20 protein-coding genes are annotated in these 24,876 nt (G+C 54.2%); 7 read left to right on the forward strand and 13 right to left on the reverse strand.

From position 1 onward, the window contains the following. The first annotated feature begins 164 nt into the window (after positions 1 to 164). Together HV340_RS13870 and dcuR are read left to right on the forward strand one after the other, a co-directional pair. Complete coding sequence (locus HV340_RS13870) at positions 165 to 1,781, forward strand: sensor histidine kinase (protein ID WP_181216038.1); 1,617 nt, start codon at positions 165 to 167, stop codon at positions 1,779 to 1,781. After that, on the forward strand, positions 1,778 to 2,497 hold the full coding sequence (dcuR, locus tag HV340_RS13875) for a two-component system response regulator DcuR (protein ID WP_014170753.1): 720 nt from the start codon (positions 1,778 to 1,780) through the stop codon (positions 2,495 to 2,497). Before HV340_RS13870 ends, dcuR begins: the two co-directional genes overlap by 4 nt. On the opposite strand, the gene HV340_RS13880 is transcribed toward dcuR, so the two are convergent. Beyond that, entirely contained in the window at positions 2,478 to 3,440 is a 963-nt protein-coding gene (locus HV340_RS13880; protein ID WP_063924789.1) for an FAD:protein FMN transferase, read from the reverse strand. The genes dcuR and HV340_RS13880 overlap by 20 nt on opposite strands. Before the next feature lie 65 nt (positions 3,441 to 3,505). Beyond that, positions 3,506 to 6,286, reverse strand: a complete 2,781-nt coding sequence (locus HV340_RS13885; RefSeq protein WP_181216039.1) for a flavocytochrome c — start codon at positions 6,284 to 6,286, stop codon at positions 3,506 to 3,508. A gap of 612 nt (positions 6,287 to 6,898) precedes the next feature. Here HV340_RS13885 and HV340_RS13890 point away from each other — a divergent pair. Together HV340_RS13890 and fumA are read left to right on the forward strand one after the other, a co-directional pair. Beyond that, on the forward strand, positions 6,899 to 8,407 hold the full coding sequence (locus tag HV340_RS13890) for an anion permease (RefSeq protein WP_074148147.1): 1,509 nt from the start codon (positions 6,899 to 6,901) through the stop codon (positions 8,405 to 8,407). Between the two features lie 55 nt (positions 8,408 to 8,462). Then, positions 8,463 to 10,112, forward strand: a complete 1,650-nt coding sequence (gene fumA / locus HV340_RS13895) for a class I fumarate hydratase FumA (RefSeq protein WP_063924787.1) — start codon at positions 8,463 to 8,465, stop codon at positions 10,110 to 10,112. Here fumA and HV340_RS13900 read toward each other — a convergent pair. Next, a complete protein-coding gene (locus HV340_RS13900) occupies positions 10,101 to 11,006 on the reverse strand; it encodes a LysR family transcriptional regulator (protein WP_063924786.1) in 906 nt (301 codons plus the stop codon). The two genes, fumA and HV340_RS13900, sit on opposite strands and share 12 nt — an antisense overlap. A gap of 95 nt (positions 11,007 to 11,101) precedes the next feature. On the opposite strand from HV340_RS13900, the gene HV340_RS13905 reads away from it, so the two are divergent. The 3 genes from HV340_RS13905 to HV340_RS13915 all read left to right on the forward strand — a co-directional run bounded on the left by HV340_RS13905 (position 11,102) and on the right by HV340_RS13915 (position 14,793). After that, a complete protein-coding gene (locus tag HV340_RS13905; protein WP_032679710.1) occupies positions 11,102 to 12,409 on the forward strand; it encodes a serine hydrolase in 1,308 nt (435 codons plus the stop codon). Positions 12,410 to 12,694: 285 nt separating this feature from the next. Beyond that, entirely contained in the window at positions 12,695 to 14,008 is a 1,314-nt protein-coding gene (locus HV340_RS13910) for an MFS transporter (RefSeq protein ID WP_032680672.1), read from the forward strand. Beyond that, the gene (locus HV340_RS13915) at positions 14,005 to 14,793 is read left to right on the forward strand and encodes a substrate-binding domain-containing protein (RefSeq protein WP_063924785.1); all 789 of its coding nucleotides are present in this window, start codon (positions 14,005 to 14,007) and stop codon (positions 14,791 to 14,793) included. Before HV340_RS13910 ends, HV340_RS13915 begins: the two co-directional genes overlap by 4 nt. Here the strand turns inward: HV340_RS13915 and HV340_RS13920 are convergent. From HV340_RS13920 to flgL, 10 genes are all read right to left on the reverse strand, one after another. Continuing rightward, on the reverse strand, positions 14,768 to 15,667 hold the full coding sequence (locus HV340_RS13920) for a LysR family transcriptional regulator (protein WP_014170763.1): 900 nt from the start codon (positions 15,665 to 15,667) through the stop codon (positions 14,768 to 14,770). The genes HV340_RS13915 and HV340_RS13920 overlap by 26 nt on opposite strands. A gap of 134 nt (positions 15,668 to 15,801) precedes the next feature. Beyond that, positions 15,802 to 16,308, reverse strand: a complete 507-nt coding sequence (locus HV340_RS13925) for a chemotaxis protein CheW (RefSeq protein ID WP_025203785.1) — start codon at positions 16,306 to 16,308, stop codon at positions 15,802 to 15,804. Beyond that, on the reverse strand, positions 16,305 to 18,239 hold the full coding sequence (cheA, locus tag HV340_RS13930; protein WP_181216040.1) for a chemotaxis protein CheA: 1,935 nt from the start codon (positions 18,237 to 18,239) through the stop codon (positions 16,305 to 16,307). The genes HV340_RS13925 and cheA overlap by 4 nt, the downstream gene beginning before the upstream one ends. Beyond that, positions 18,226 to 19,131 carry a flagellar motor protein MotB gene (gene motB / locus HV340_RS13935; RefSeq protein ID WP_025203783.1) on the reverse strand — a complete coding sequence of 302 codons (906 nt, stop codon included), beginning with the start codon at positions 19,129 to 19,131 and terminating at the stop codon, positions 18,226 to 18,228. Before motB ends, cheA begins: the two co-directional genes overlap by 14 nt. Then, positions 19,128 to 20,024, reverse strand: a complete 897-nt coding sequence (motA, locus tag HV340_RS13940; RefSeq protein WP_025203782.1) for a flagellar motor stator protein MotA — start codon at positions 20,022 to 20,024, stop codon at positions 19,128 to 19,130. Before motA ends, motB begins: the two co-directional genes overlap by 4 nt. An 84-nt stretch (positions 20,025 to 20,108) precedes the next feature. After that, a complete protein-coding gene (gene flhC / locus HV340_RS13945; protein ID WP_025203781.1) occupies positions 20,109 to 20,684 on the reverse strand; it encodes a flagellar transcriptional regulator FlhC in 576 nt (191 codons plus the stop codon). Position 20,685: 1 nt separating this feature from the next. Then, positions 20,686 to 21,036 (reverse strand): flagellar transcriptional regulator FlhD, encoded by a 351-nt coding sequence (gene flhD, locus HV340_RS13950; protein WP_025203780.1) that lies wholly within the window; start codon positions 21,034 to 21,036, stop codon positions 20,686 to 20,688. A 359-nt stretch (positions 21,037 to 21,395) separates the two neighbouring features. Beyond that, entirely contained in the window at positions 21,396 to 22,121 is a 726-nt protein-coding gene (fliA, locus tag HV340_RS13955; protein ID WP_063924783.1) for an RNA polymerase sigma factor FliA, read from the reverse strand. 158 nt (positions 22,122 to 22,279) lie between these two features. After that, a complete protein-coding gene (locus HV340_RS13960; RefSeq protein WP_040017858.1) occupies positions 22,280 to 23,908 on the reverse strand; it encodes a methyl-accepting chemotaxis protein in 1,629 nt (542 codons plus the stop codon). A 74-nt stretch (positions 23,909 to 23,982) separates the two neighbouring features. Further along, a complete protein-coding gene (gene flgL / locus HV340_RS13965) occupies positions 23,983 to 24,876 on the reverse strand; it encodes a flagellar hook-associated protein FlgL (RefSeq protein WP_063924782.1) in 894 nt (297 codons plus the stop codon).

The following is a 24,876-nucleotide window of genomic DNA, read 5'->3' on the forward strand; positions in this document are numbered from 1 at the left end:
AAACAACCTCCTTATTATGAGTACCCCTACACTATAAAGTGTTTTAGACAGGTGACCTGCGAGGAGGGTCACGAAAAGAGGACCGAATCCATGCCTTTACATGGCTTTAAGAAACGCGCGTCATCGGCGATAATTACCCCTTTCTTAATCATCGCGGAGTTTTGATGAGCGATTTGCAGCCCTTCCCCCTGACGCGCAAGCGCCCCATGAAACTGAACACCCTGGTCACGTTAATGGTGTGCGCGATTATCGGTTCTGTGCTGCTGTTGGTATTTGCGCTCTATTCCGTCCAAATCACCCGTGCCACCCGCGATGATGTTAAGGATACGGCCCTTGGGATCGCACGAACGCTGGCCGACAGTCCCGAAATTCAACGCGGTCTGATGCAGGCTCCCCAGGCGGATATTATTCAGCCCATCGCCCAGGCGGTCACCAGGCGCAACGACCTGCTCTTCACCGTGGTCACCGACATGCGCGGTATTCGTTACTCGCACCCGAACGAAGCCCTGCTAGGTCTGCACTTTATCGGCGATGACCTGACGCCCGCGCTGGAAGGAAAGGAACATGTCGCCGTTAACCGGGGTGCCCTCGCCGAAGCGCTTCGCGTCTTCACCCCCGTCTTTGATAGCCAGCACGAGCAGATCGGCGTGGTGGTGGTCGGTATCTCCCTTAAAAAAGTGGAAGATCAGATTGCCCGCGGGCGGCTTAACGCCGTCTGGACCATATTATTCAGTATATTGATGAGCTCGCTGGCCATCTGGGGTCTGGTTCGCGTGCTCAAACGTATCCTGTTCGGCCTTGAGCCGTATGAGATCTCTGCGCTGTTCGAACAGCGGCAGGCTATGCTGCAGTCGCTTCGCGAAGGGGTTCTGGCCGTGGATATTCAGGGGCGGGTGACGATGATTAACCACACCGCCAGAGAAATATTGCTTCTGCCTTCCGGCAAACAGACCGAAAATGCCAGTGCTCCCCTGCTGGCAAGCCTGCGGGAAGTCTCGAAGAGTGGCATTGCACGCAAGGATCAGGAGATCAGCTGCAACGGGCGACTCTTGCTGTGCAACATGGTGCCTGTTAAAAGCCAGGAGCGGGTTATTGGTGCCATCACCACTTTTCGCGATAAAACGGAAATCAGCCAGCTGATGCAGCGTATCGATGGCATGGTCAATTATGTCGATGCCCTGCGCTCCCATACGCACGAGTTTATGAACAAACTGCACGTGATCCTCGGGCTGCTGCATATGAAGCGCTACGACAAACTTGAAGAGTACATTATCCAGACGGCGCATAATTATCAGACCGATATTGGTACCATTCAGAGCAAAGTTAAATCTCCGGTGATAGCCGGGTTCCTGCTGGGTAAAATCAACCGGGCTAAGGAAGCAGGGATCGCCCTGACGCTGGCCGATGAGTGCCAGATACCGGATACCGCCAACGAAGAGCAGGTTGCGGTGCTGATTACCGTGCTGGGTAACCTCATTGAAAACGCGCTCGACGCGATGGAAGGACAGCAGGAAGGCGAAATTGGCCTGCTGCTACATTATCAGAATGGCTGGCTCAGTTGCGAAGTCAGCGACGATGGCCCCGGTATTGATCCGGCTCAGCTCGAGGCTGTTTTTACAAAGGGCTTCTCAACCAAAGGCGAAAATCGCGGCGTTGGGCTGTTCCTTGCTCGTCAGCAGATCCAGAACCTGGGCGGAGACATTACCGTCGAGTCTGAGCCTGGCGTATTTACCCAATTTTTTGTTCACATCCCCTGGGATAGCGAGAGGAATATCGTGTGATAAATGTGTTAATTGTCGATGATGACGCCATGGTGGCCGACCTCAACCGTCTGTATGTCAACCGTGTTGAAGGCTTTAGCTGCTGCGGCGTCGCCTCCACGCTCAACCAGGCCAGGGCCATCATTAACGACCCCAGCCAGCCTGTCGATCTGGTGCTGCTGGATGTCTATATGCAGCAGGATAACGGGCTGGATCTCCTTCCCGTCATCCGTGCCTCAGGCCGGCCGATCGATGTCATTATGATCTCCTCCGCCGCCGATGCCGCCACCATCCAGACCTCCATCCATTACGGTGTGGTGGATTATCTGATTAAACCGTTCCAGTTCCCGCGTTTTGAAGAGGCGCTGAACGGCTGGAAGGCAAAGCACAGCCTGATGGGATCGCATCAGTACTATGAGCAGGCCGACGTCGACAGATTGATCCACGGCGGTGCGCCGGAACTGGCGGACAGTAAAAAACTGCCGAAAGGGTTAACGCCGCAAACGCTGCGTACGATTTGTCAGTGGATTGATGCGCACCCGGAGACGGAGTTTTCCACCGATGATCTGGCAAACGCGGTTAATATCTCGCGCGTGTCCTGTCGCAAATACCTGATCTGGCTGGCGCAAATCAACATCCTGTTCACCAGCATTCACTACGGTGCCACCGGGCGGCCGGTGTATCGCTATCGCCTGCAGCCCGAGCAGACGGCACTGCTCAAGCAGTACTGTCAGTAACGCGGTAGCTGTTATCCAGCAAGGTAAAGCGGAAGTGGTGCGCTGAAGAGAGCACCACTTCTTTTGTTTTGGTCACGAAGATTGCTTCAATGTCGGGTCGTGCACGCAGCGCTGAACAGCCTTTACTGACGCCCATGCCGTACATCAGCGTGGTCCAGATATCACCGTCAATGGAGTTTTTCGAAATGATGGTGACGCTGTCCAGTTCGTTATCCAGCGGATAGCCGGTGCGCGGGTCAAGTATGTGGTGATAACGCCTGCCGTTCTGCTCAAAAAAGCGTTCGTAGGTACCCGATGTCACCACCGACATGTTCTCTACGGTCATCGTACCGATCAGCGCCTCCCCGGCGAACGGTTTTTTGAGCCCCACGCTCCAGCCCCCTTCCGGTGAACCCAGCGTCTGGATATTACCGCCAAGATTTATAAGCCCCAGTTGAGCCCCCTCTTTACGCAGGTAATCGCGCACTCTGTCGGCGATATAGCCTTTGGCGATAGCCCCCAGATCAATCTCCATTCCCGCCCGGGTCAGGAACACGCTGCTGCTGGCCTCATCAAGGAGCACATCCTCAGGATGGGTAATGGCGAGCAACGACGCGATTTCATCGGCAGGCGGAACGCTATCTCCCCGAAAACCGATTTTCCAGCGTTTCACCAGCGGGCCGATGGCCAGGTTAAATGCGCTGTCCTTGAGCTGGCTTGCCGCTTTCGCACAGCGGATAAGCTCAAAAACCGGGCGACTGACGGTGACAGGATGCTGACCGGCAGCATGGTTGATATCCATCACCTGCGAGCTGGCACGGTTGACCGTCAGCAGGTCTTCATACTGTTTAATCAGTCTAAAAACGCGAGAAGCGAGGGCTTCATCATGAGAGAAAAGCTTCAGGAGAATGGGCGATCCCATCAGAACGGCGGAGTAACTGTAGACGCGGTGGTCAGAAGACATGGTGCAAGCTCCCTGGTTGAAATGCCGGATACACGGGGCGTATCCGGCATACCCTTACGGCTGACTTACGCCCTTTTCGCGCGCATCGCCGCCTGATGTCCGGCAAGCGTACCAAAAATAATGATATCTGCCACCGCGTTACCCCCGATGCGGTTACCACCGTGGATACCACCGACCACTTCACCGGCCGCAAATGCCCCTGGCAGCACGTTGTGGTTGCTGTCCAGTACGCAGGTTTCGGTGTTAATGGTCACACCGCCCATGGTGTGGTGCACGCCCGGCGCAATCTGAATGGCATAGAATGGCCCTTCGTTGATTGGTGCACGCAGCGCGGTCGTACGGCCAAAATCGTCATCGTGCTGTTTTTCAACAAAGCTGTTGTAACGCTCCAGGGTCGCCAGGAAAGCGTGGTAATCCATACCCAGGGTTTCAGCCAGCGCTTTAGGTGAGCTGGCGCTGGTGACAAACCCTTTAGCGATGTACTCATCTGCCGCTTTGTTTTTGGCGCGGACATGCTCATCAAAGACGATGTAAGCGTATTTCTCCGGCAGGGCGATAATTTGTGCAGAGACTTTATCGCGGGTTTCCATCTCGTTGAAGAAACGGTTCCCCTGCTGATTCACCAGAATCGCCCCGCCACCGCGGATGGATTCGGAAATCAGGTACGAGGTTTTCTGCTCAACGGTTGGGTGGATCTGGATTTCACCCATATCGACCGTACCGGCGCCAATACGCTCCAGCAGCGCGATACCTCCCCCTGTCGCCCCTTTGTGGTTGGTGGTCACGAAACCTTCCAGGTCAGGACGGTACTTAACCACCATCTGGCTATTGGCGCTGAAACCACCGGTAGCCACAATGACGCTTTTGGTTGCTACGGTAAGGGTTTCGTTTTCTTCCGTGGTCAGACGTACGCCGGTGACTTCGCCGTTCTCGAAGAGAATGTCGCTGACCGACGTATCGAGCATGACCTCGATGTTGCGTTTGTTGACGTTACGCACCAGGCCGCTAATCAGATAGCCGCCCACCGCAGAACCGTCTTTTGGACGGTGAGTACGGTCGATGCTCATCCCGCCGGTGGTGGTGATGTCGTTGAGCATAATGCCGCGGGTCGCCAGCCACTCGATCGCCTGTGGGGCATTTTCCACAAAGCGGCGCAACAGTGCCGGGTTGTTCTTGTTTTTACCGCCTTTCAGGCTTTCCTGATAGAACAGCTCTTTGCTGTCCTGAATCCCTTTCACCCGCTGGAAGCGGGTTTCCGCGGCGTTCATCCCCGCAGACGCTTTAATGGTGTTACCGCCGATGGAGGGCATTTTCTCAACAATCAGCACGCTTGCGCCTTCGTCATGCGCCTGGATTGCTGCGGCCAGACCCGCGCCACCGCTACCGACCACCACAACGTCAACGCTTCGGGTCTCGTTCGGGTCGACACCCTCTTCGGCTGCCAGCGCTTTGCTGGATTTCAGCATGGCTTTGGACACCGCTTTTTTGACCGCTTCACTCTGGCTGGTTGCACCGGTAATGGCATCCACGTGCGGGGTGTTTGCATCCAGAATACGGGTGCGGATCTCTTCGAAGCTGGTGACAAACTCAACGTCCTGGGTCGGGCCAGAAGCCAGTTCAATGTCGGCGATGCGGTCGGTCTCCAGGCTGACGTTAATCACCAGTTCGTTGCTATCGTCCCGAACATTCTCAATAAACATGCCCGGTTTAAATTTCGATTCACCCATGCTCATATCGCGGATCATCGCCTCCACCAGCGAGAAACGCCAAAGCGGCTCAGGGATGCTTAGCGCTTCGCGTCGGGTGCTGTCCATAAACAGTTCCAGCGTTTCTCCCGCCGCGATGCGGTCTGTCCAGTCCGGGTAGGCGATGGTGGCGCGGCCTACGGCGATAAGATCGTAGCCATGTTCCAGCGCCTCGTTCGCATCCGCGGCATTGACCACGCCTCCGACACCCATGACCGGCACCTGCGCCAGCGTGTCAGAACGCATTGCACGGTATTTTTCGATAAGCGGGGTCGGATCCTGCGTGTCGACAATAGAAGGACGCAGGGTTGCGCCAACGGAGAAGTGCAGATAATCCACACCGCGCACGGCCAGCTTTTCCAGCAGGTACATGGTGTCTTCAAAGCGGATGCCCGGCTCTTCCAGCTCTTCAGGGGAGAAGCGATAGCCGATGATAAAGGCGTCATCGGCGTACTGGCGCACCATTTTATGGGTGATGTCGAGCACGGCCAGCGGGAATTTCGCGCGGTTATCGCGGCTGCCACCCCACTCGTCATCACGCTGGTTAGAGTTTGGAGAGTAGAACTGCTGAATCAAATAGGTGTTGGCCCCATGGATTTCAACGCCATCGAAACCCGCCTGAATCGCACGGCGTACTGCTTCACCGAACTTACCAATCATCCCTTCGACTTCTTCTCCCGTCAGGGCAACCGGCGTGGCGGCGCCGTCACGTGGCGCGGCAACGGCACTTGGCCCCACCGGCGTGCGGCCACCGATCAGTTTCGGATCAACCATGCGGCCGCCGTGGTAGATCTGCAGCAGCGCTTTAGATCCTTTGGACTTAATCGCCTCAGCGATCTTCGCCAGCCCGGCGATTTTCTCGTCGTTATCAATGCCAATCGCACCCGGGAAGGCGAGACCGAGATCGTCAACAAAGCAGCACTCAACAATAATGGTACCAATACTGCCTGAGCGGGCGCGATAGTACTCAACCAGCTCGCTGGTCACCGTACCGTCGTAATAACCGGTACAGGTCGTCATAGGGGCCATTAACAAACGGTTTTTCAGTTCGGTACCATTCGGTAATGTGAAGGGGCTTAGAATACGTTCGTTAGTGCTCATAATAGAAACTCCAAACTTTAAAATTAAGAATTCGTTATCGGGCTCAGTTTTATTTCGATTTTTTATTCCGATGTCATAATACTAATATAATGATTTTTTTAGTTTCTAAAGCTATTACGTTAGTTAAAAAACTATTTAATCCCTTCAATAACATTAATAACACATTGGTGTTAGCAATATTAATTACTCCATTCACAATCCTTTAAACACTGTTAACGTATCAATGACCTTTTCACGATCCCAAGAGACAAAAACAAACCATTAGAAACAAAGAGTTATATGAAAATGGTTATATGAAATGTTAACAACCTTGAGTAAAATCCATATCAAAATAAATAATAACCACATACGCCAGAGTGGTTATTATCAGTTGAACAAAAACACCACCGCAACTCTATTTTTTTGATCGCGATCAAGCATCGAGACAGTCAAAGGCGCAATATATAAATATCATCAATTTTTTAATTTAGCGCATCAAAAATACGTTAAATCGCTATTACTGAAATAGCAAATGCGCACCTTTAGTAACTAACGAAAATAAAAACAAACTAAAGAAAGCAAATGAATATTTCAGCGCATAACCGAATTCCTGACAACTTAAGACGCGAAACTATGAATACAAAAACTGCTGTAACGCCCCCTGTGGCGAGTCAAGCATCCAACGGAAAGGCAAAACGTCTGCTAATGATGGCATTGCCCGTTGTCGTTGCCGTGCTGTTACTGTTTGTTCCGGTCCCGGAAGGGCTTCCTCCTTACGCGTGGCACTACTTCGCTATCTTTGTCGGCGTGATTGTCGGTTTGATCTTCGAACCGCTGCCAGGCGCGGTCATTGGCCTGACCGGCGTCGTGGCGATTGCGCTCTGCAGCCAGTGGGTGTTGTTCAGCCCGGAACAATTGGCCGACCCGAAATTCAAACTGGCGGGTGCCTCCTTTAAATGGGCCGTGAGCGGTTTTGGTAACTCTACCGTATGGCTGATTTTCGGTGCCTTCATGTTTGCCGCAGGCTATGACAAAACCCGCTTCGGCCGCCGTCTGGCGCTGATTCTGGTGAAATATCTGGGTCGTCGCAGCCTGACGCTCGGTTACGCTATCACCTTCGCAGACCTGCTGCTGGCACCGTTTACACCTTCCAACACCGCGCGTAGCGGCGGGACCATCTATCCGATTATCGCTAACCTGCCGCCGCTGTATGGTTCTAAACCAAACGATCCAAGCGCGCGTAAAATTGGTTCTTACCTGATGTGGGTGGCGATCACCGCGGCCTGTATTACCAGCTCAATGTTCCTGTCTGCCCTCGCGCCGAACCTGCTGGCGCTGGCGCTGGTGAAAAGCACCGTGGGGATCGACATCTCCTGGGGCACCTGGTTTATCGCATTCCTGCCGCTGGGCGTGTTGCTGATTCTGACCATGCCGCTGCTGGCCTACTGGTTCTACCCGCCTGAAGTTAAAGTGAACAACGAAGTGCCACTGTGGGCGACCCGTGAACTGGAAAAACTGGGCAAACTGTCCCGTAACGAAATCCTGCTGCTGATTTTCGTCTGCTGCGCGCTGCTGATGTGGATCTTCGCCGCCGCGTGGATTGAACCGGCAATGGCTGCACTGTTAATCGTGGGTCTGATGCTGTGGACCGGGGTGCTGGAGTGGAACGATATCACCGGGAATAAAGCCGCCTGGAACACCTTCGTCTGGTTCGCCACCCTGGTTGCGCTGGCGGATGGCCTCTCCTCCACGGGCTTTATTAGCTGGCTGGGTAAAGAAGGCGGTCTGCTGATGAGCGGTATCTCGCCGGGTGTTGCCACCATCGTACTGCTGCTGGCGTTCTACCTGCTGCACTACCTGTTTGCCAGCACCACCGCACACACCACGGCGCTGCTGCCAGCGATGCTGACCATCGCCTCTACCATTCCGGGCATGAATATGGAGGTGTTCGTCCTGCTGATGGTGACCTCCCTGGGTGTCATGGGGATTATCACCCCTTACGGTACCGGCCCTAGCCCTATCTACTATGGTAGCGGCTACCTGCCAACCAAAGACTACTGGCGCCTCGGCACCATCTTTGGTGCCATCTTCCTGGCGGCCCTGCTGCTGATTGGTTATCCGTGGATGTCCATGATGTTCTGATCCCTGACCGCCGGACTACCCCTCCGGCGGTTTTATTTTTTTGGAGCAATACGCTATGTCAAACAAACCGTTTTACTACCAGAACCCCTTCCCTCTCGCACACGACGATACCGAATACTATCTGCTGACCAAAGAACACGTCTCTGTTGCCGAATTTGAGGGTCAGGAGATCCTGAAAGTGGAACCCGAAGCGCTGACGCTGCTGGCACAGCAGGCCTTCCACGACGCCGCCTTTATGCTGCGCCCTTCGCATCAGAAACAGGTTGCCGCTATTCTTAACGACCCACAAGCCAGCGAAAATGATAAATACGTTGCCCTGCAGTTCCTGCGCAACTCTGAAATTGCGGCCAAAGGCGTGCTGCCCACCTGCCAGGATACCGGTACGGCGATCATCATGGGTAAAAAAGGCCAGCGCGTCTGGACCGGTGGCGGTGACGAAGCCGCGCTGAGTCAGGGTGTCTATAACACCTACATCGAAGATAATCTGCGTTATTCCCAGAATGCCGCGCTGGATATGTATAAAGAGGTCAATACCGGCACTAACCTGCCTGCGCAGATCGATCTCTACAGCGTCGACGGGGACGAGTATAAATTCCTGTGCATGGCAAAAGGCGGCGGTTCCGCGAATAAAACCTATCTCTATCAGGAAACCAAAGCGCTGATTACCCCGGCGAAGCTGAAAAACTACCTGGTTGAGAAAATGCGTACCCTGGGTACCGCGGCCTGCCCGCCTTACCATATTGCCTTCGTGATTGGGGGAACGTCGGCTGAAGCGACGCTGAAAACCGTTAAGCTCGCCTCAACGCGCTATTACGACGCGCTGCCCACCGAAGGCAACGAACACGGTCAGGCGTTCCGTGATGTTCAGCTCGAACAGGAACTGCTTCAGGAAGCACAGAACCTCGGCCTGGGCGCGCAGTTTGGCGGGAAATACTTCGCCCATGATATTCGCGTGATCCGTCTGCCGCGCCACGGCGCCTCCTGCCCCATTGGCATGGGCGTCTCCTGCTCCGCTGACCGCAACATCAAAGCCAAAATCAACCGCGACGGTATCTGGATTGAAGAACTGGAGCACAATCCGGGCCAGTATATACCTGAATCCCTGCGTCAACAGGGTGAAGGCGACGTGGTCAGCATCAATCTGAATAAGCCGATGAAGGAGATCCTGGCCCAGCTTTCCGCTCATCCGGTCTCTACCCGCCTGTCACTGAACGGCACCATCATCGTGGCGCGCGACATTGCCCACGCGAAGCTGAAAGAGCTGCTCGACAACGGTGAAGAACTGCCGCAGTACGTCAAAGACCATCCAATCTACTACGCAGGCCCGGCCAAGACTCCGGAAGGCTATGCATCAGGCTCTCTCGGCCCAACCACGGCAGGACGGATGGATTCGTACGTCGACCTGCTGCAGTCTCACGGTGCGAGCATGATCATGCTGGCGAAAGGCAACCGTAGCCAGCAGGTGACCGATGCCTGTCATAAGCACGGCGGTTTCTACCTCGGCAGCATCGGCGGTCCGGCGGCGGTACTGGCACAAAACAGCATCAAGCGTCTGGAGTGCGTGGCCTATCCTGAACTGGGTATGGAAGCCATCTGGAAAATCGAAGTGGAAAACTTCCCGGCATTTATCCTGGTGGATGACAAAGGTAACGACTTCTTCCAGCAGATCCAGAATCAGCAGTGCAATGGGTGTTCACAGCGCTGAGTTTTTCCACAACGCCGGTAACAGCGACAGCGTTTCAGCGATCCTCTCTCGCTTGTCGCTTCCCGGCTTCCAGATGGTCACCATCGTCTGACTTATCCCCTGGCTGCCCACTTCGGTGTGCAGCCTTTTTACCTTTTTCCACCCGGTCGGCTGGAAATGCGTCGGTAAAAACCCCCAGCCGCATCCCTGCTCCAGCAGGCTCCGCAACATCTCCAGCTCGTTGGTGAAAAGGGTGTGCCCCGAAATCTGCAGACGACGCGCCACCGGCTCATCCGAGGCGGCGTGCATAATCACCTGCGGCACCAGCGACAACTCAAGCAGCGACAGCGGCTGCGTGGCTTCGGCGAACAACGTGTTGCTGGCGTAGAAATCCATATCGATCGCCCCGAGCGCCCGCCACTCCATTTCATTACCCACACTGCGATTACGTGCCTGGCAAATGCCCAGATCCGCCTGCCCGCTGGCCAGCATCGCTTCAGCCTCATCCCGGGAGGCGCTGACCAGGCTCAGACGTAAATGTCGCTTCGCCATCTCGCCAATTAGCGCCTGCAAAAATGGCCTCGAAGTAAAGGGATCGTAAACCAGCGTGATGTCCTGCGTAGCACGCTCCGGCACCGCGCTGGCAAATGCCTCAAAGGCTTTCACCTGGCGCATCAGCAGGTGCGCCTGCCGCTGCAGCTGCTCGCCCTCAGGGGTCAGACGCAGCGTGCGTCCTGCACGCACAAACAGCCTGTACCCTAATCCATCTTCGAGAAAATCAATCAGGTCGCGCAGCGTCGTACGATCTTTCCCGAGCTTCATCGCCGCTTTTGCCAGGCCACCGTATTCCACCACGGCGGTAAACGCTTCCAGTTGGGCAAAGGAATAAATTACCGTCGACACGCCACTCTCCATTCAGTTTTCGGGGGGAATTTCCCCCATTACGCGTTTTTTATTATAAGTCGCGGGTTCTTAAACTGAAGGCGTTCCTAATCACAGCGAGAAAAATGATGAATTATCCTTCACTGAACCGCACGCTGCTGGCGGGCGTTGTAATTAGCCTGTGCAGCGGTCTGTTTGCGCCTGTCGCGCTGGCGGCCTGCGACGGTACTGACCTGAACACCTGCCCTGCTCCGTTCGACAAACAGCTTCCTGACACGCACAAGATGCTCACCTGGAGCCAGGCGGATCGCGTGGTCGGCTTTCGAAATGACTACCGCAACTACGCGGGAGATGTGTTCCATCACGGCAACGCCACGCCGCTGCTCAGCGCAGAGAAACCGCTCACTGACGCCCGCTATCAGGTCAACGGCAAGACCTATAACCTGCAGGACTACCTGAAACGTCAGAACGTGAGCGGCATGCTGGTACTGAAAGACGGCAAAATCGCGTGGAAATATCTCGGCGAAGGCAATACGGATACGACGCTCTGGACCTCCCGTTCGGTCGGGAAATCCGTGGTCTCAACGCTGGTTGGCGTGGCTCTCAAAGAGGGAAAAATTCGCTCACTCGACGACCTGGTCACGCAATACGAGCCAGACCTGAAAGGAACCGCCTGGGACGGCGTGACGTTAAAACAGCTGATCACCCACACCTCCGGCGTGGCATGGAACGAAGACTACACTAATCCCGCCTCCGATTTCGCGCAGCTCACCGAGTGTGAAGCGAAACCAGGCACCTATGACTGCGTGCGTAAGCTGGTGTCCGGGCTGAAACGCGAACACCCGGCAGGCCAGCACTGGTCTTACTCCTCCGGTGGCGCCTGGCTGTTGGGTGACGTGCTTGAGCGTGCAACGGGCATGACCCTGGCCGCCTATCTTGAGAAGAGCATCTGGCAGCCGTACGGCATGGCGAGCGACGGTGTATGGCATGCCTACCGTAAAGGTCAGCATGATGTCGGCGCGCATGGCTTTAACGCCACGCTGGAAGACTGGGGACGCTTCGGGGAATTTATCCTGCATAACGGCACACTACCGAACGGTAAACAGATCCTGCCCGACAACTGGGTGAAAGACGCCTCACGCTGGACGCAGGCTGATGGCTCTGTCTCTGACGCACACCCGACCGGCTTGTACGGCTATCAGTGGTGGAACAACGAAGTGCCCGTCACGGCCACGAAGGTGGTGCCCGCGGCGAATGAGTCGCTGAAAGGCTCGCTCTGGGCGCTGGGGATCTTTGGGCAGATGATCATGGTAAACCAGGCGGAAAATCTGGTGATCGTTCAGTGGTCCACCTGGCCGCAGGCCGAACCGTCGTTTAGCGCACAGCCGCTGGAAGCCTCACTGATGTTCAGTGCGATTGCCAACGCGTTGCGGTAAGTCATCGTTAACAGCCAGGCATCGCCTGGCTTTTGTATTCGCTGCAAACAAGGGTGCCTCTGCGCGATGTCACAAAACGGCAATATCAGTGACTTACCCAAACTGGTGAATAAAAAATCAATTAATTGTTAAGTTGTTGTTACGACAATCACTCCCGATCGACCACGCGCTATTGATGCGTTAAATGCATCAGTCCATGTATTAATTGCGCTTATAAATTTGGGGTTCTTGATCCAGTTTTCAGAAACAGACGAGCAAAACGTCAACAATAAACTGGAGATAACCATGTTTTCCTCAACCTCACCTGCAACCGTTCGCTCGAAAGCGGGCGCGATACTTCGCGTGACGTCCGGCAACTTTCTCGAGCAATTCGACTTCTTTCTCTTCGGCTTTTATGCGACCTACATCGCGCATACCTTTTTCCCGGCGAGCAGTGAATTTGCTTCCCTGATGATGACGTTTGCCGTCTTCGGCGCAGGATTTTTAATGCGCCCCATCGGGGCAATCGTACTGGGTGCCTATATCGACAAGGTTGGGCGCAGAAAAGGACTCATCGTGACCCTGTCGATTATGGCGGCGGGTACCTTCCTGATCGTGCTTATTCCGTCTTATCACAGCATAGGTCTGTGGGCACCGTTACTGGTTCTGACTGGCCGACTGTTGCAGGGGTTTTCTGCCGGAGCGGAGCTGGGTGGCGTATCGGTCTATCTGGCTGAAATTGCCACGCCCGGCCGCAAAGGTTTTTACACCAGCTGGCAGTCCGGCAGCCAGCAGGTCGCGATTATGGTTGCGGCAGCCATGGGGTTTGCGCTGAATGCGCTGATGGCAGAGAGCGCCATTCGTGAATGGGGCTGGCGTATCCCGTTCCTGGTCGGCTGTTTAATCGTACCGTTTATCTTTTTCCTGCGCCGCAAACTGGAAGAGACAGAGGAGTTCAACGCACGCCGCCATCATCTGGAGATGCATCAGGTCTTTAAAACCCTGCTCGGTAACTGGCAGGTGGTCATTGCTGGCATGCTGATGGTGGCAATGACCACCACGGCCTTTTATCTGATCACCGTTTACGCGCCGACTTTCGGGAAAAAAGTGCTGATGCTCAGCGCTTCGGACAGCCTGCTGGTCACGCTTCTGGTGGCAATTTCCAACTTTATCTGGCTGCCGGTAGGCGGTGCGTTGTCGGACCGCTTTGGGCGTAAACCGGTGCTTATCGCCATGACGCTGCTGGCTCTGGCGACGAGCTACCCGGCACTGACGCTGCTGGCGCAGGCACCGAGCTTCTCAATGATGCTGAGCGTCCTGCTGTGGCTCTCTTTCCTCTATGGCCTGTACAACGGTGCGATGATCCCGGCGCTCACGGAGATCATGCCTTCTGAAGTTCGCGTGGCGGGGTTCTCTCTGGCCTACAGTCTGGCAACGGCGGTATTTGGAGGGTTCACGCCGGTAATGTCTACCGCGCTGATAGAATATACCGGGGATAAAGCCTCTCCCGGCTACTGGATGAGTTTCGCCGCGGTGTGCGCCCTGCTGGCAACGCTCTACCTGTACCGTCGTCGTGCAGTGACGCTGCAAAATACCGTGAAATCAGAGGGGGCGGCATGAGACTGATTCCTCGACTGACCACCAGCGCGTTGATACTGACCGTCCTGAGCTTCAGTACCTCAGCGAAAGAGGTGACGGTCATGATCTCAGGCGGTTTTAAAGCCGCCCTTGAAAAGCTGGCTCCGGAATATGAACGCCAGACCGGAGATAACATTGTGCTCATTCCCGGCCCGTCTATGGGAACGACTCCGCAGGCAATTCCTAACCGGCTTGCGCGCGGGGAAAAAGCCGACGTGGTGATCATGGTGGGCGATGCGCTGGCAACACTTGAAAAGGACAACCTGACTCAGCCTGGCTCGCGCACGGAACTAGCGGACTCCCCTGTCGGTATGGTGGTAAAAAAAGGCGCTGACGTCCCGGATATCAGTAACGAGGCGAAACTTCGCCATACGCTGCTTCAGGCGGAGTCCATCGCCTACTCCGACAGCGCCAGCGGCAGATATGTCAGCCAGACGCTGTTCAAAACGCTGGGGATTGAAAAAGAGGTGATGGGTAAAGCAACGAAGGTTGAGCGCACCCCCGTCGCCGAAGAAGTGGCGAAAGGGAAATACGCGGTAGGTTTCCAGCAGGTCAGCGAACTGCTGCCGATTCCAGGGGTGACGTTTGTTGGCAAACTCCCGGACAACCTGCAATACATCACCCGCTTTGCTGGTGCCGTGACCCGCCACGCCGACCATCCTGGCGAAGGGAAAGCGCTGCTGGATTACCTTTCCTCGACACAGTCCAGCGCCGTGATTCGCGACACGGGGATGAGCCCCGTCACGTCCCGCGGTACTGCTCAGTAATGTGTTTTTCCAGTTCAGCCGCAATGTAAGACTGGATGCGCCCCCGGCGTCGAATCAGCCCCACAGTGCGTTTCACCTCCGGCGCCACGAGCGGGACAGACGTCAGTAGCGAGTGCTCTGACGTCGGCATCGACATGGCGGGCACGGCAGCAATGCCGATGCCCGCCTCTACCATACCGAGCATCGTGGTCACATGGCGCGTTTCGCAAACGCTGGGACGCGCAGGCACGATATCCCCCAGCATCCGGTCGAGCAGGTTACGGTTGCCTGACGTTTTGTCGAGGATGATATAGTCCTGCTGATAAAACGCCTGCCACGTCAGGTGAGTCTTTTTTGCCAGCGGGTGATCGCGCCTGCACGCGGCGACATAGCTATCTTCCACAAGGGGGAAAAACTCGATTTCAGAGGGCAAACTCCCGGCGAAACAGATCCCGAAATCCGCCTGGCTACGGGCAACCGCGTCAATGACATTCCCCGCGCTGCTGTCGATGAGCTTAATCCGGACACGCGGATAACGGGACTGAAAGCGACGAATGACATCCGGCATAAAGTAATAGGCCGCAGACGGTACCGTAGCGACGGTAATCAGCCCGGTCCGCTCTTCACTCACTTTATCAATATCAGCCAGCATGGACTCAACGTTATCGAGCAACTGCGCTGAACGTTCAGCAAAGTTCTGCCCGTACAGTGTCAGAGCCACGTGGCGGGTGGTCCGGTCAAACAGCTTCGCTCCCAGCGCCGCCTCCAGTTTTTCAATCCTGCGGCTCAGTGCTGACGGGGACAAACAGATAGATTCAGCAGCAACCCGAAAGTTGCCGTATTCCACTAACGCTCTGAAAGCATAAAGATCGTTAAGGTCAAAATTTACGGGCATAGTATCAACATTTCTCCGTTTTGATGACGATCATCATGACGGGTTGACGCACATTTTAACAGGCCCTTAACGTTTCAACCTGACGTACAGCGGCAAAACGCCAGGCTGTTCTCTGGCGTTTTGCGTCAGGGACTTCACCCGGCAAACGACTCAGTGACGGCGTCGACAAGTTCCATCTCTTCCCGGCTCAGGAGCATTTCGATATTGACGAGGATAATCATGCGGGTATCGAGTACGCCCAGCCCAAGCAGATAGCGTCCGGACAGCACCGAGGCCACGTCCGGCGTCGGTTTAATCTGCTCGACGCCCATCGACAGAACATCAACCACGCCGTCGACAACAATGCCCACCACCCTATCGTTGAGATTAAGCACAATCACGACCGTACTTTCATCCTGCGAGGGGTCGGGCAGATCAAACCGCACGCGCAAATCGACGATCGGGACAATCACGCCGCGCAGATTGGTTACACCGGTAATGAAGTTTGGCGCGTTTGGAATTCGTGTCAGTCGATCGCAGCCGCGGATCTCCTGCACTTTCAAAATATCGATGCCATATTCTTCGTCTCCCAGGCGGAATACCAGGTACTCCTGAGCAATGGCATCGGTACTGGTCGGTTTTGTGGCGGTTGCTACGGTCATGCTTTTACCCCCTCCCTTCGGGGTTGTGGAACGTTGAGCGTTGAGAGTTCAACCACGTCAAGGATCAGCGCCACGCTGCCATCGCCAAGGATGGTTGCCGCTGAGACGCCCGGAACTTTGCGGTAGTTCTGTTCAAGATTTTTCACCACGACCTGCTGCTGACCAATAAGCTGGTCAACCCACAGCGCATAGCGGCAGCCCGCGCTTTGTACGATCACAACAATGCCGTCATCGGCGGGCACCTCTCCCGCCACGCTGAGCCGCTGGCGCAGCAGAACCAGTGGCAGATACTCACCGCGCACCTGCAACAACCGTTCCTCACCGACAAAGCGGCACAGCATCTCTTCGTTCGGACGGAGCGACTCCATTACCGCGCCCAGCGGCAGGACATAAATCTCGTCGCCCACTTTCACCAGCATGCCGTCGAGAATTGCCAGCGTCAGCGGCAGAATAATGCGAATGGTGGTGCCCGTGCCCGGCGTGGAAAGCACATCGACGTGCCCGCCCATCGCCAGAATATTTCGTCGCACCACGTCCATGCCAACGCCGCGCCCGGAGACGTCCGTCACGCTTTCTGCCGTCGAGAAACCGGCGGCAAAAATCAGCATCCACACGTCTTCATCGCTCATTGAGTCACTGAGCGTCATCCCCTGGGCACGTGCTTTGGCGAGAATTTTCTCGCGATTAAGTCCTGCGCCGTCGTCGCTGACTTCAATCACGATGTTGCCACCATGGTGCTCAGCCGACAGCGTCAGATTCCCGACTTCAGATTTCCCTTTTGCCACGCGCATCTCTTTCTCTTCGATGCCATGGTCCAGGCTGTTACGTACCAGATGCGTGAGCGGGTCGATAATGCGTTCAATCAGGCTTTTATCCAGCTTGGCGGAGCCGCCCTTGAGCGTCAGTTCAACCTGTTTATTCAGGCGGGATCCGAGGTCATGCACCAGTCGCGGGAAGCGGCTAAAAACATAATCCATGGGCATCATACGGATTGACATCACCGACTCCTGCAGCTCGCGGGTATTGCGCTCCATCTGCGCAACGCAGCCGGAAAGCAGATCGTAGCTGGCCGGGTCGAGCGTTCGCGATAGCTGCGAGAGCATGGCCTGTGTGATGATCAGTTCGCCGACCTGATTAATAATCTGATCGACCTTACTGACCGCCACACGAATGCTACCCGACTCCTGATTTGCCGCACGAGGCGCCGCGGCGATTTTTCTGGCCACCGGAGCGGGCGCAGGTTTTTCTGCAACAGGCGGCGACGCAATGGCTTGCGTCTGAGCGGCTGGTGTGACCTTAATCTGTTCAGCCTCCAGCACAAAGCAAAGCACGGCAGTGATGTCGTCGGCCGACGCACTGGTCATCAGCGTTACCGTCAGGCTGTCCGCGCTGGCCTCCGCGGCCACCAGCTCCCCTATATGAGTTAGCTCTTCACGCAACATCGCCTGCTCGTGGGCATCCACGTTACTGAGCGTTATCAGTAGCGCGACGTCTTCGTCTGCCCCCACCTGCGGGACGGGTTCCGGAGCTGGCGCAACGGGTGCTTTACTGTCCAGCGCGATCTCTCTTAAAGCCTCGCAAATATAGCGAAAGCTTGCTTCATCAGGCTCCTGCGAAGACTGATAGGCTTCCAGCTGCGCTTGCATAATGTCCTTACATTCCAGAAAAAGGTTAACGATCGTCCGGCTCAACGCGCGCTCACCGGCCCTCGCCTGATCGAGCAAGTTCTCGAGAAGGTGCGTTGTCTCCTGTAATGCGCTAAAACCGAAGGTGGCTGCGCCCCCTTTCAGTGAGTGCGCGGCGCGAAAAATGGCGTTCAGTTGCTCCTGGTCGGGAGAAGCAACATCGAGCTGTAAAAGCTCCTGTTCCATTTCGGCAAGCAGTTCTTCTGCTTCGGTAAAGAAGATCTGCGAGAAATCATTCATGTCCATCGGTATAACCCTGCACGTTTTGCAGATTCACGTCGCTCAGCACGCTTTCTGCACGCTGTGACTGCGTATCTTCCAGACGGATCGCCTGCTCTTTTGAACGACTGAGGATCAGGATGCTGATTCGGCGGTTCACCGCACTGTCAGGAGACGTATTTTCCAGCGGCATGCGGCTGGCGGTACCAATGACGCGCAGAAATCGCTCGTCATTCAACCCGGCGCGAACCAGCACGCGCCTGGCCGCGTTAGCACGTCCGGCGGAGAGTTCCCAGTTACTGTATCCTCCCTCACCGCCGGCATACGGCAGCGAGTCGGTATGTCCCGTCAGGCTGAGCGCATTGGGCAACTCCTGAAGCAGCGGCACCAGCGCCTGCAGGATCCCGTTCATATAGGATTCTGGCAGCTCGCTTCCCACACGGAACATAGGGCGATCCTGCGAGTCCGTAATCTGAATCAACAGCCCATCGTTGGTGAGGTTCAGCAGGATATTTGACTTAAAATTGTTAAGCCGCGGATCCGTTTCAATCATCCGCTGTAGCTTCTCTTTGGCCTGCTGAAGACTTTCAAAGCGCTTATGCTTATCGAGGGCATTGATCTGGCTTTTAAACACGTCCCCCTGCTGCTTGAGGATGTCATCCCCGCCGCCGGGGATGACGCTGTCGCTCAGGCTGGTTTTATTGCCATTGGACATGGAGGGCTTGATCGGCATACGGAAATAATCGGCAATCAGCTCTCTCTCCATGTCCGTGGACTGCGCCAGCAGCCACATCACCAGAAAGAAGGCCATCATGGCGGTCATAAAGTCCGCATAGGCAATCTTCCACGTCCCGCCGTGGTGCGCGTGTTTTTTCTTTTTGCGCTTACGTGAAATGATGACAGGCGTGACGTTTTTCATGCTGCGTTGTCCGCCGATTTGGTTTTCAGCGTGGCGTTGGATTTCACCTCACGAACGTGCTCCTCCAGCTCCTCAAACGACGGACGTTCACTGGTAAAAATGGTCTTACGGCCGAATTCCACAGCAATTTGCGGGGCATAGCCGTTCAGGCTGGAAAGCAACGTCACTTTAATACACTGTAAAATCTTGACCTGATCGGAGCTCTTCTGGCGCAGCAGCGTTGCCAGCGGTAACACAAAGCCATAGGCAATCAGAATGCCGAGGAAGGTACCCACCAGCGCATGGCCAATCAGCATTCCCAGCTCTGCGGCAGGGCGATCGGCTGACCCCAGGGCGTTCACCACCCCCATCACCGCTGCGACAATCCCAAACGCCGGAAACGCGTCGCCCACGGTATTCAGGCTGTGCGCCGGAACTTCCAGCTCCTCTTCACAGGTTTCGATCTCTTCATCCATTAAGGCTTCGATTTCGTGTGAATTCATGCTGCCGCCAATCATCAGGCGGAAATAGTCGAGGATAAAGTTGCTGAGCATCGGGTCGCTCATCAGGCGCGGATAGGCATTAAAAATGTCGCTGTTCTGCGGATCTTCAATGTCCTTCTCAAGTGACATCAGCCCGTGAACACGGCTTTGCGACAGCAGCAGGAACATTAACGCCATCAGGTCCATATAGACCGCTTTGTTGTACCGTTTACCGACAAACAATTTCACCAGCGCTTTGCCGGTGGCTTTGAGTGATTTGACGTTGTTGCCGACGATAAAGGCACCGACCCCGGCACCGCCGATAATCAGCAGCTCCAGCGGCTGGAACAGCGACATAATATTGCCGCCGGAAAGGATAAACCCACCAAAAACGGTCAGTATGACAACAAGATAGCCAACAATAACTAACACACTCTCTCCTTTAACTTTATTCGACCGATGCCGGTCATCCCGGCATCAGGTAAACGCCATCTTGCGCATAGCCGCCGTTCAGGTTTACGCCGTCATGATTTCCGGGGCGGCAAAGGTTCCACGCAACCCGGAATGGCTCACCTGGGATTTTTTAAGCGCACGCGATGGCGGGCTGCACAAACTGCAGGTAAATGGATTTTTAATAAATTCCGTGGTAACGATAAAACCGCCGCCACACGTACTGCAGGCTTTGCGGGAAATAATGCCGCAGTCGATAAAACGTAATAATGTCCAGGCACGCGTCAGCCCCAGGACCGGCTTCTCATCCGCACAGGTGCTACATTGCTCAAGATAAAGACGATAGGTCTTCATCAGCATTTCAATTGAACGGCCCTGCTCGGTCTTTTTCAGATACAGATAAATGTTGTAGAACATGGATGAGTGGATATTCTGTTCCCAGGACATAAACCAGTCTTCCGAAAAGGGCAGCATGCCTTTCGGCGGCGGACAACCACGCAACTCTTTATATAATCGTAAAAGACGACGGCGGCTCAGCGACGTTTCAGATTCCAGTACCTGCATTCTTGCGCCGAGTGAAATTAACCCCATCGCGATGTTGATTTCATCAATTTCCTGCAGCAGACTTTTTTCACCACACATATTACGCCTCCTCCGCTGCAGCCGCAGTTTCTTCGCTAAGCCCATTCAGAAGATTGGTCGACAAAATAATGCCCGTGTGAATCTGTTGTAGCGCTTCAATACGAGAATCTTTGGTGAGATTTTCAATGACAACTTCATCGTCCACGCGCAGACGACAAATAAGCTGATTCGTTGTTGCCAGTTTCATTAACTGCGGCAACGAAAGCTCTTTAAGATTGTCAATGGTTCCCTCGGACAGTCCGAGGCGAAAACCGGCCGCAAATTTATCCTGGCGAATAAGCTGCTGTGCCAGCAGCAAATAGGACAGGTTGATGTCATGGATATTCTGCAGATACTCGTCGAAATTGGACACAGGTGAAAACTCCCAATGTTATCCAGCCAATAAATGGCATGTCAGTTTAGAGATATAAAACTACCGAACTGATGCAGAGAGTCTTTTGGTATTGATATTCACTGAAGTAAATCTGTGTTCTTCAGAAAATGCGTTATTACCTTGTCAATGCCAAAGGAGGCTGCATCACAAAACTGGCAAAATCATAAACATTAAGTATTTTTCGAACAAGCGACAGAAATCGCCACAAATCATCGAATTGATGTTAACTGCATGATTAACATAAGATTAATACCTTTGTTAAACGTTATTAAACCTGATAATCACTGCTCATCCCGCTGGCTTTAACATATTAAAACTGTGAATACTCAAATACACCTTTATCTTGAAGACGATTCCATCCGGCTTCTCAACCTTTTGAGTGCCAGACTGTGCAACTGGCTCACACGCGTTTCCGTGATGCCGAACACCAGCCCAATCTCTTTCATGTTCATATCCTGAAGATAATAAAGCTGAAGTAAGACCTGCTCTCGTTCAGGTATGTACTGCAAATGTTCTGTAATTTGCTCAATTAAATTTTGCCTGACAGCATGATGGACAGGATTTAACGACTCATTTTCATCGTCGCAGGACTCCCAGCTGTCGGCAAAATTCTCCTGTAACTCATCGACAGAATACATTTGGCTGTTGTTATTATCCGCCAGCATTTGCTGAAACTCTTTTAGCGACACGCCCATACGCCCGGCAATATCCGCTTCGGTGGCCTCCCCCCCTTTTTCCTGCTCGATTTGTTGAATAATACTGACAATTTCTCGCGTATGCGTTCTTACCCGTCGCGGGACCCAGTCACTTTCTCTCAACTCATCTAACAATGCCCATTTTACGCGTTGTGTTATCCACGCGCTGAGCGCTATTCCTTTTTTCGGATCGAAGGTTTCTACCGCGTTTAAAAAACCCATCGAACCTGCCTGAATCAAATCATCCAGCTCCACGCTGGCAGGAAGCCGCTTATGTAGACGCAATGCTTCCTGCCGCACAAGATAATGATATTTTGACCAGACGACTGTTTTGTCTTCCAACCCTTCGGCTGTATATATACCATCCACGATTGCATTCCACCCGCTATTCTCTCAGAGAATTATCCGGTGAAATTAATCATTCAAATAGTGCAATAAGCCTTTATAAAAATGCGCATTCCGTTACTTCATTTAATATCACGCCCAGACAATGAATAAGGCGTTAATACTGGCGGTATTTCACCTCTTTAAAAGGTTTCCCACTGCGCAAGAGCAGAATCATCTTTTTGACGCTGTGGTCTACTGGATACAGGCAATACTTTTGCAGCGGCGCTGCCTTCATTCAGCCTGAATTGTGAGACCAGTTTTTCCAGGGAATCAGATTGTGCTTCAAGATCACCGGCGGCGAGGGCCGCCTCTTCAACCATCGCGGCATTTTGCTGCGTCACCAGATCCATTTCATTTACCGCTTGCGAAATCTGATTAATCCCCGCGCTCTGTTCATCAGATGCCGAGGTGATCTCGCCCATAATTTGGGTTACCTGCGCCACCGATGTCACAATTTCCTGCATCACGTTACTGGCCTGCCCGACCTGGCGTGAACCGGTATCAATATTATTGACGCTGGTGTTGATGAGCTGATTAATCTCTTTGGCAGCGTCCGCGCTGCGTTTAGCCAGATTACGCACCTCTTCTGCAACCACGGCAAAACCACGCCCCTGTTCACCGGCGCGTGCTGCTTCTACCGCCGCGTTCAGAGCAAGAATATTGGTCTGGTTCGCAATGCTGTCGATTACGCCGTTAATGTCGGCGATCTGTCGGGAACTGGTGGTGATCTGCGCCATGATTTGCTCAAGACTGTGCATGACTTCGCCACCGTTATGGGCATTGGTACTGGCGCTTTCCGCCAGCTCACGGGCCGCATGCGCGTTATCGGCATTCTGACGCACGGTAGTTTTGATCTGCTCCATGCTGGCCGCTGTCTCCTGCAGCGCGGCCGCCTGCTCTTCCGTACGGGAAGAGAGATCGTTATTACCGTGGGCAATTTCCTGGGCGTTACTGTGAATGCGCTGCACGCTTTCACGAATGCCCAGAATGGTGCTGGTCAGGGAAGTGCGCATCGTTTCCAGCTCGGACAGCATGCTGCCAATTTCATTCTGGCTTCCGCTTTCGATCGCCTGACTCAGATCGCCCGCTGCCACGCGACGCAGCGTCTCCACCGTGGTTTCCATACGACGGACCAGGGTATTGCGCAGCCAGAAGCGAACGGCAAACAGCATTCCCACACCGAGCAGAATCACGACCAGCCCAACGCCGAGCATAATCTTGTAGCCACGCTCTGATTCATGAATATAACTTTCATTCAGGCGGGCACTGGCATCCGTATACTGCTCAACCTTATTACGCAGCTCCGTGCGCAGGTTCATGTCGTGCTCCAGTGAGCCGGTATAGCCTGTCGGATTGTTCAGGTAGCCAAGCTTCGCTTCTGCCGCTTTGTAGACTTCGTTAAACGCCGCATTCACTTCCGCCGCAAGACGACTCTCCTCCGGCGTATTGAACGGCGATGCCATAAAGTCATCCATGTTCCGGCGGGCAAATTTCACGACGTTTTGCGTGTGTGTCGTCACGTTCTGCGAGACCGGATTACCCATCGCAGCCTGGAGCATTAAGCCGTTGGTGTTGGCCATTACGGCGCTGATGTTATAGACCGCATCACGCATCTGATCGTTATTTTCAGAGGCGACAACAATACGTTTAAAATTATTGTTATTTTTGACGGCGTCATAAACTGAATAGACGGTAATACCAAACAGCAAGGCAGCAAACAGCCCAATAATAAGGCTGACCGCGGTATAGATTTTAAGTTTCGTTAACATAGATTTTCACCTGCCGCGCACGAATTCATCGTACGCGGCGGCGCCTGTTGTTGTCTGTTGTGTTGTGAAATGAATCAGCTGTTGAAGAGATTCATTTTTTGCATACTTTTATAAACGTACATGGAAGCGTTCAGCGCCAGCTCGGACATTTGCGACTCCGCCATCAGCGAAACCAGCACGCCCGTATCGGCACCAATGGCGGTGTCCACCTTGACTTTCATATCAATGATCATCACGTCACCGGACATATCGAGCGCCTCCAACTGCTGCAGGTTGGTCCCCAGCTCGGCCTGAGCCTTGCCCAGGCGGTCGATACCCGCATCGACGGCCTGGCTTGCGGCGCTCAGCGCGGCCTTCATCGCGTCGTAATCAATATCCTCTTTAGAAAGTTCATCCACGGCGGTTTGCAGGATCCCGAAGATATCCCCAAAGACGTCTTCACCCACATGCCCAATCTGCATTTCCGTGCCGTCCGCAACGGTCTGTTTCCGCGCTTCATTACCACCATCATAGGTGCCGTCTTCAAGATACGGTGGCTTAGCCGTCTGGAAACCGCCAAAAATATAGCGGCCATTGCCGTCGCGGCTATTCGCCAGATCCAGCAAATTCTGACGAATCCCCTCAATCTCTTTGCCTAAGGCATTACGATCCGCATCGGAATAGGCATCTGAACCCGCCGCCACGAGTTTCTCTTTCAGCGTGGTGGTCAGTAAGTTCCCGGCCCCATTCAGTATATTGTCCTCATGCTCCAGCGCACCGCGCGCGCGGGAGCGCACGTCGCTGTACAGCTCAAGCTTTGCCAGCGCATCCTTATATTTCACCGCATCGGTGGCCGCCGCCGGATCGTCCGAGGCTTTTAACAGCGTTTTGCCTGCCGACATCCGCAGGTAGGTTTCATTGCTCTGACTCATGCGCGCCGACATGCTTTGCGCGCTCTGCTGGTACATATAAAGGGTACTTAATCGCAT

This window comes from Enterobacter sp. RHBSTW-00975, assembly GCF_013615235.1.
GTDB lineage: Bacteria > Pseudomonadota > Gammaproteobacteria > Enterobacterales > Enterobacteriaceae > Enterobacter > Enterobacter ludwigii.

Bases quoted from the DNA above. Each gene is read 5' to 3' on its own strand.
- HV340_RS13870 (WP_181216038.1), top strand. From the start codon at position 165: ATGAGCGATTTGCAGCCCTTCCCCCTGACGCGCAAGCGCCCCATGAAA.
- HV340_RS13880 (WP_063924789.1), bottom strand. From the start codon at position 3,440: ATGTCTTCTGACCACCGCGTCTACAGTTACTCCGCCGTTCTGATGGGA.
- HV340_RS13885 (WP_181216039.1), bottom strand. From the start codon at position 6,286: ATGAGCACTAACGAACGTATTCTAAGCCCCTTCACATTACCGAATGGT.
- HV340_RS13890 (WP_074148147.1), top strand. From the start codon at position 6,899: ATGAATACAAAAACTGCTGTAACGCCCCCTGTGGCGAGTCAAGCATCC.
- fumA (WP_063924787.1), top strand. From the start codon at position 8,463: ATGTCAAACAAACCGTTTTACTACCAGAACCCCTTCCCTCTCGCACAC.
- HV340_RS13900 (WP_063924786.1), bottom strand. From the start codon at position 11,006: ATGGAGAGTGGCGTGTCGACGGTAATTTATTCCTTTGCCCAACTGGAA.
- HV340_RS13905 (WP_032679710.1), top strand. From the start codon at position 11,102: ATGAATTATCCTTCACTGAACCGCACGCTGCTGGCGGGCGTTGTAATT.
- HV340_RS13910 (WP_032680672.1), top strand. From the start codon at position 12,695: ATGTTTTCCTCAACCTCACCTGCAACCGTTCGCTCGAAAGCGGGCGCG.
- HV340_RS13915 (WP_063924785.1), top strand. From the start codon at position 14,005: ATGAGACTGATTCCTCGACTGACCACCAGCGCGTTGATACTGACCGTC.
- HV340_RS13920 (WP_014170763.1), bottom strand. From the start codon at position 15,667: ATGCCCGTAAATTTTGACCTTAACGATCTTTATGCTTTCAGAGCGTTA.
- HV340_RS13925 (WP_025203785.1), bottom strand. From the start codon at position 16,308: ATGACCGTAGCAACCGCCACAAAACCGACCAGTACCGATGCCATTGCT.
- cheA (WP_181216040.1), bottom strand. From the start codon at position 18,239: ATGGACATGAATGATTTCTCGCAGATCTTCTTTACCGAAGCAGAAGAA.
- motB (WP_025203783.1), bottom strand. From the start codon at position 19,131: ATGAAAAACGTCACGCCTGTCATCATTTCACGTAAGCGCAAAAAGAAA.
- flhC (WP_025203781.1), bottom strand. From the start codon at position 20,684: ATGTGTGGTGAAAAAAGTCTGCTGCAGGAAATTGATGAAATCAACATC.
- HV340_RS13960 (WP_040017858.1), bottom strand. From the start codon at position 23,908: ATGTTAACGAAACTTAAAATCTATACCGCGGTCAGCCTTATTATTGGG.
- flgL (WP_063924782.1), bottom strand. From the start codon at position 24,876: ATGCGATTAAGTACCCTTTATATGTACCAGCAGAGCGCGCAAAGCATG.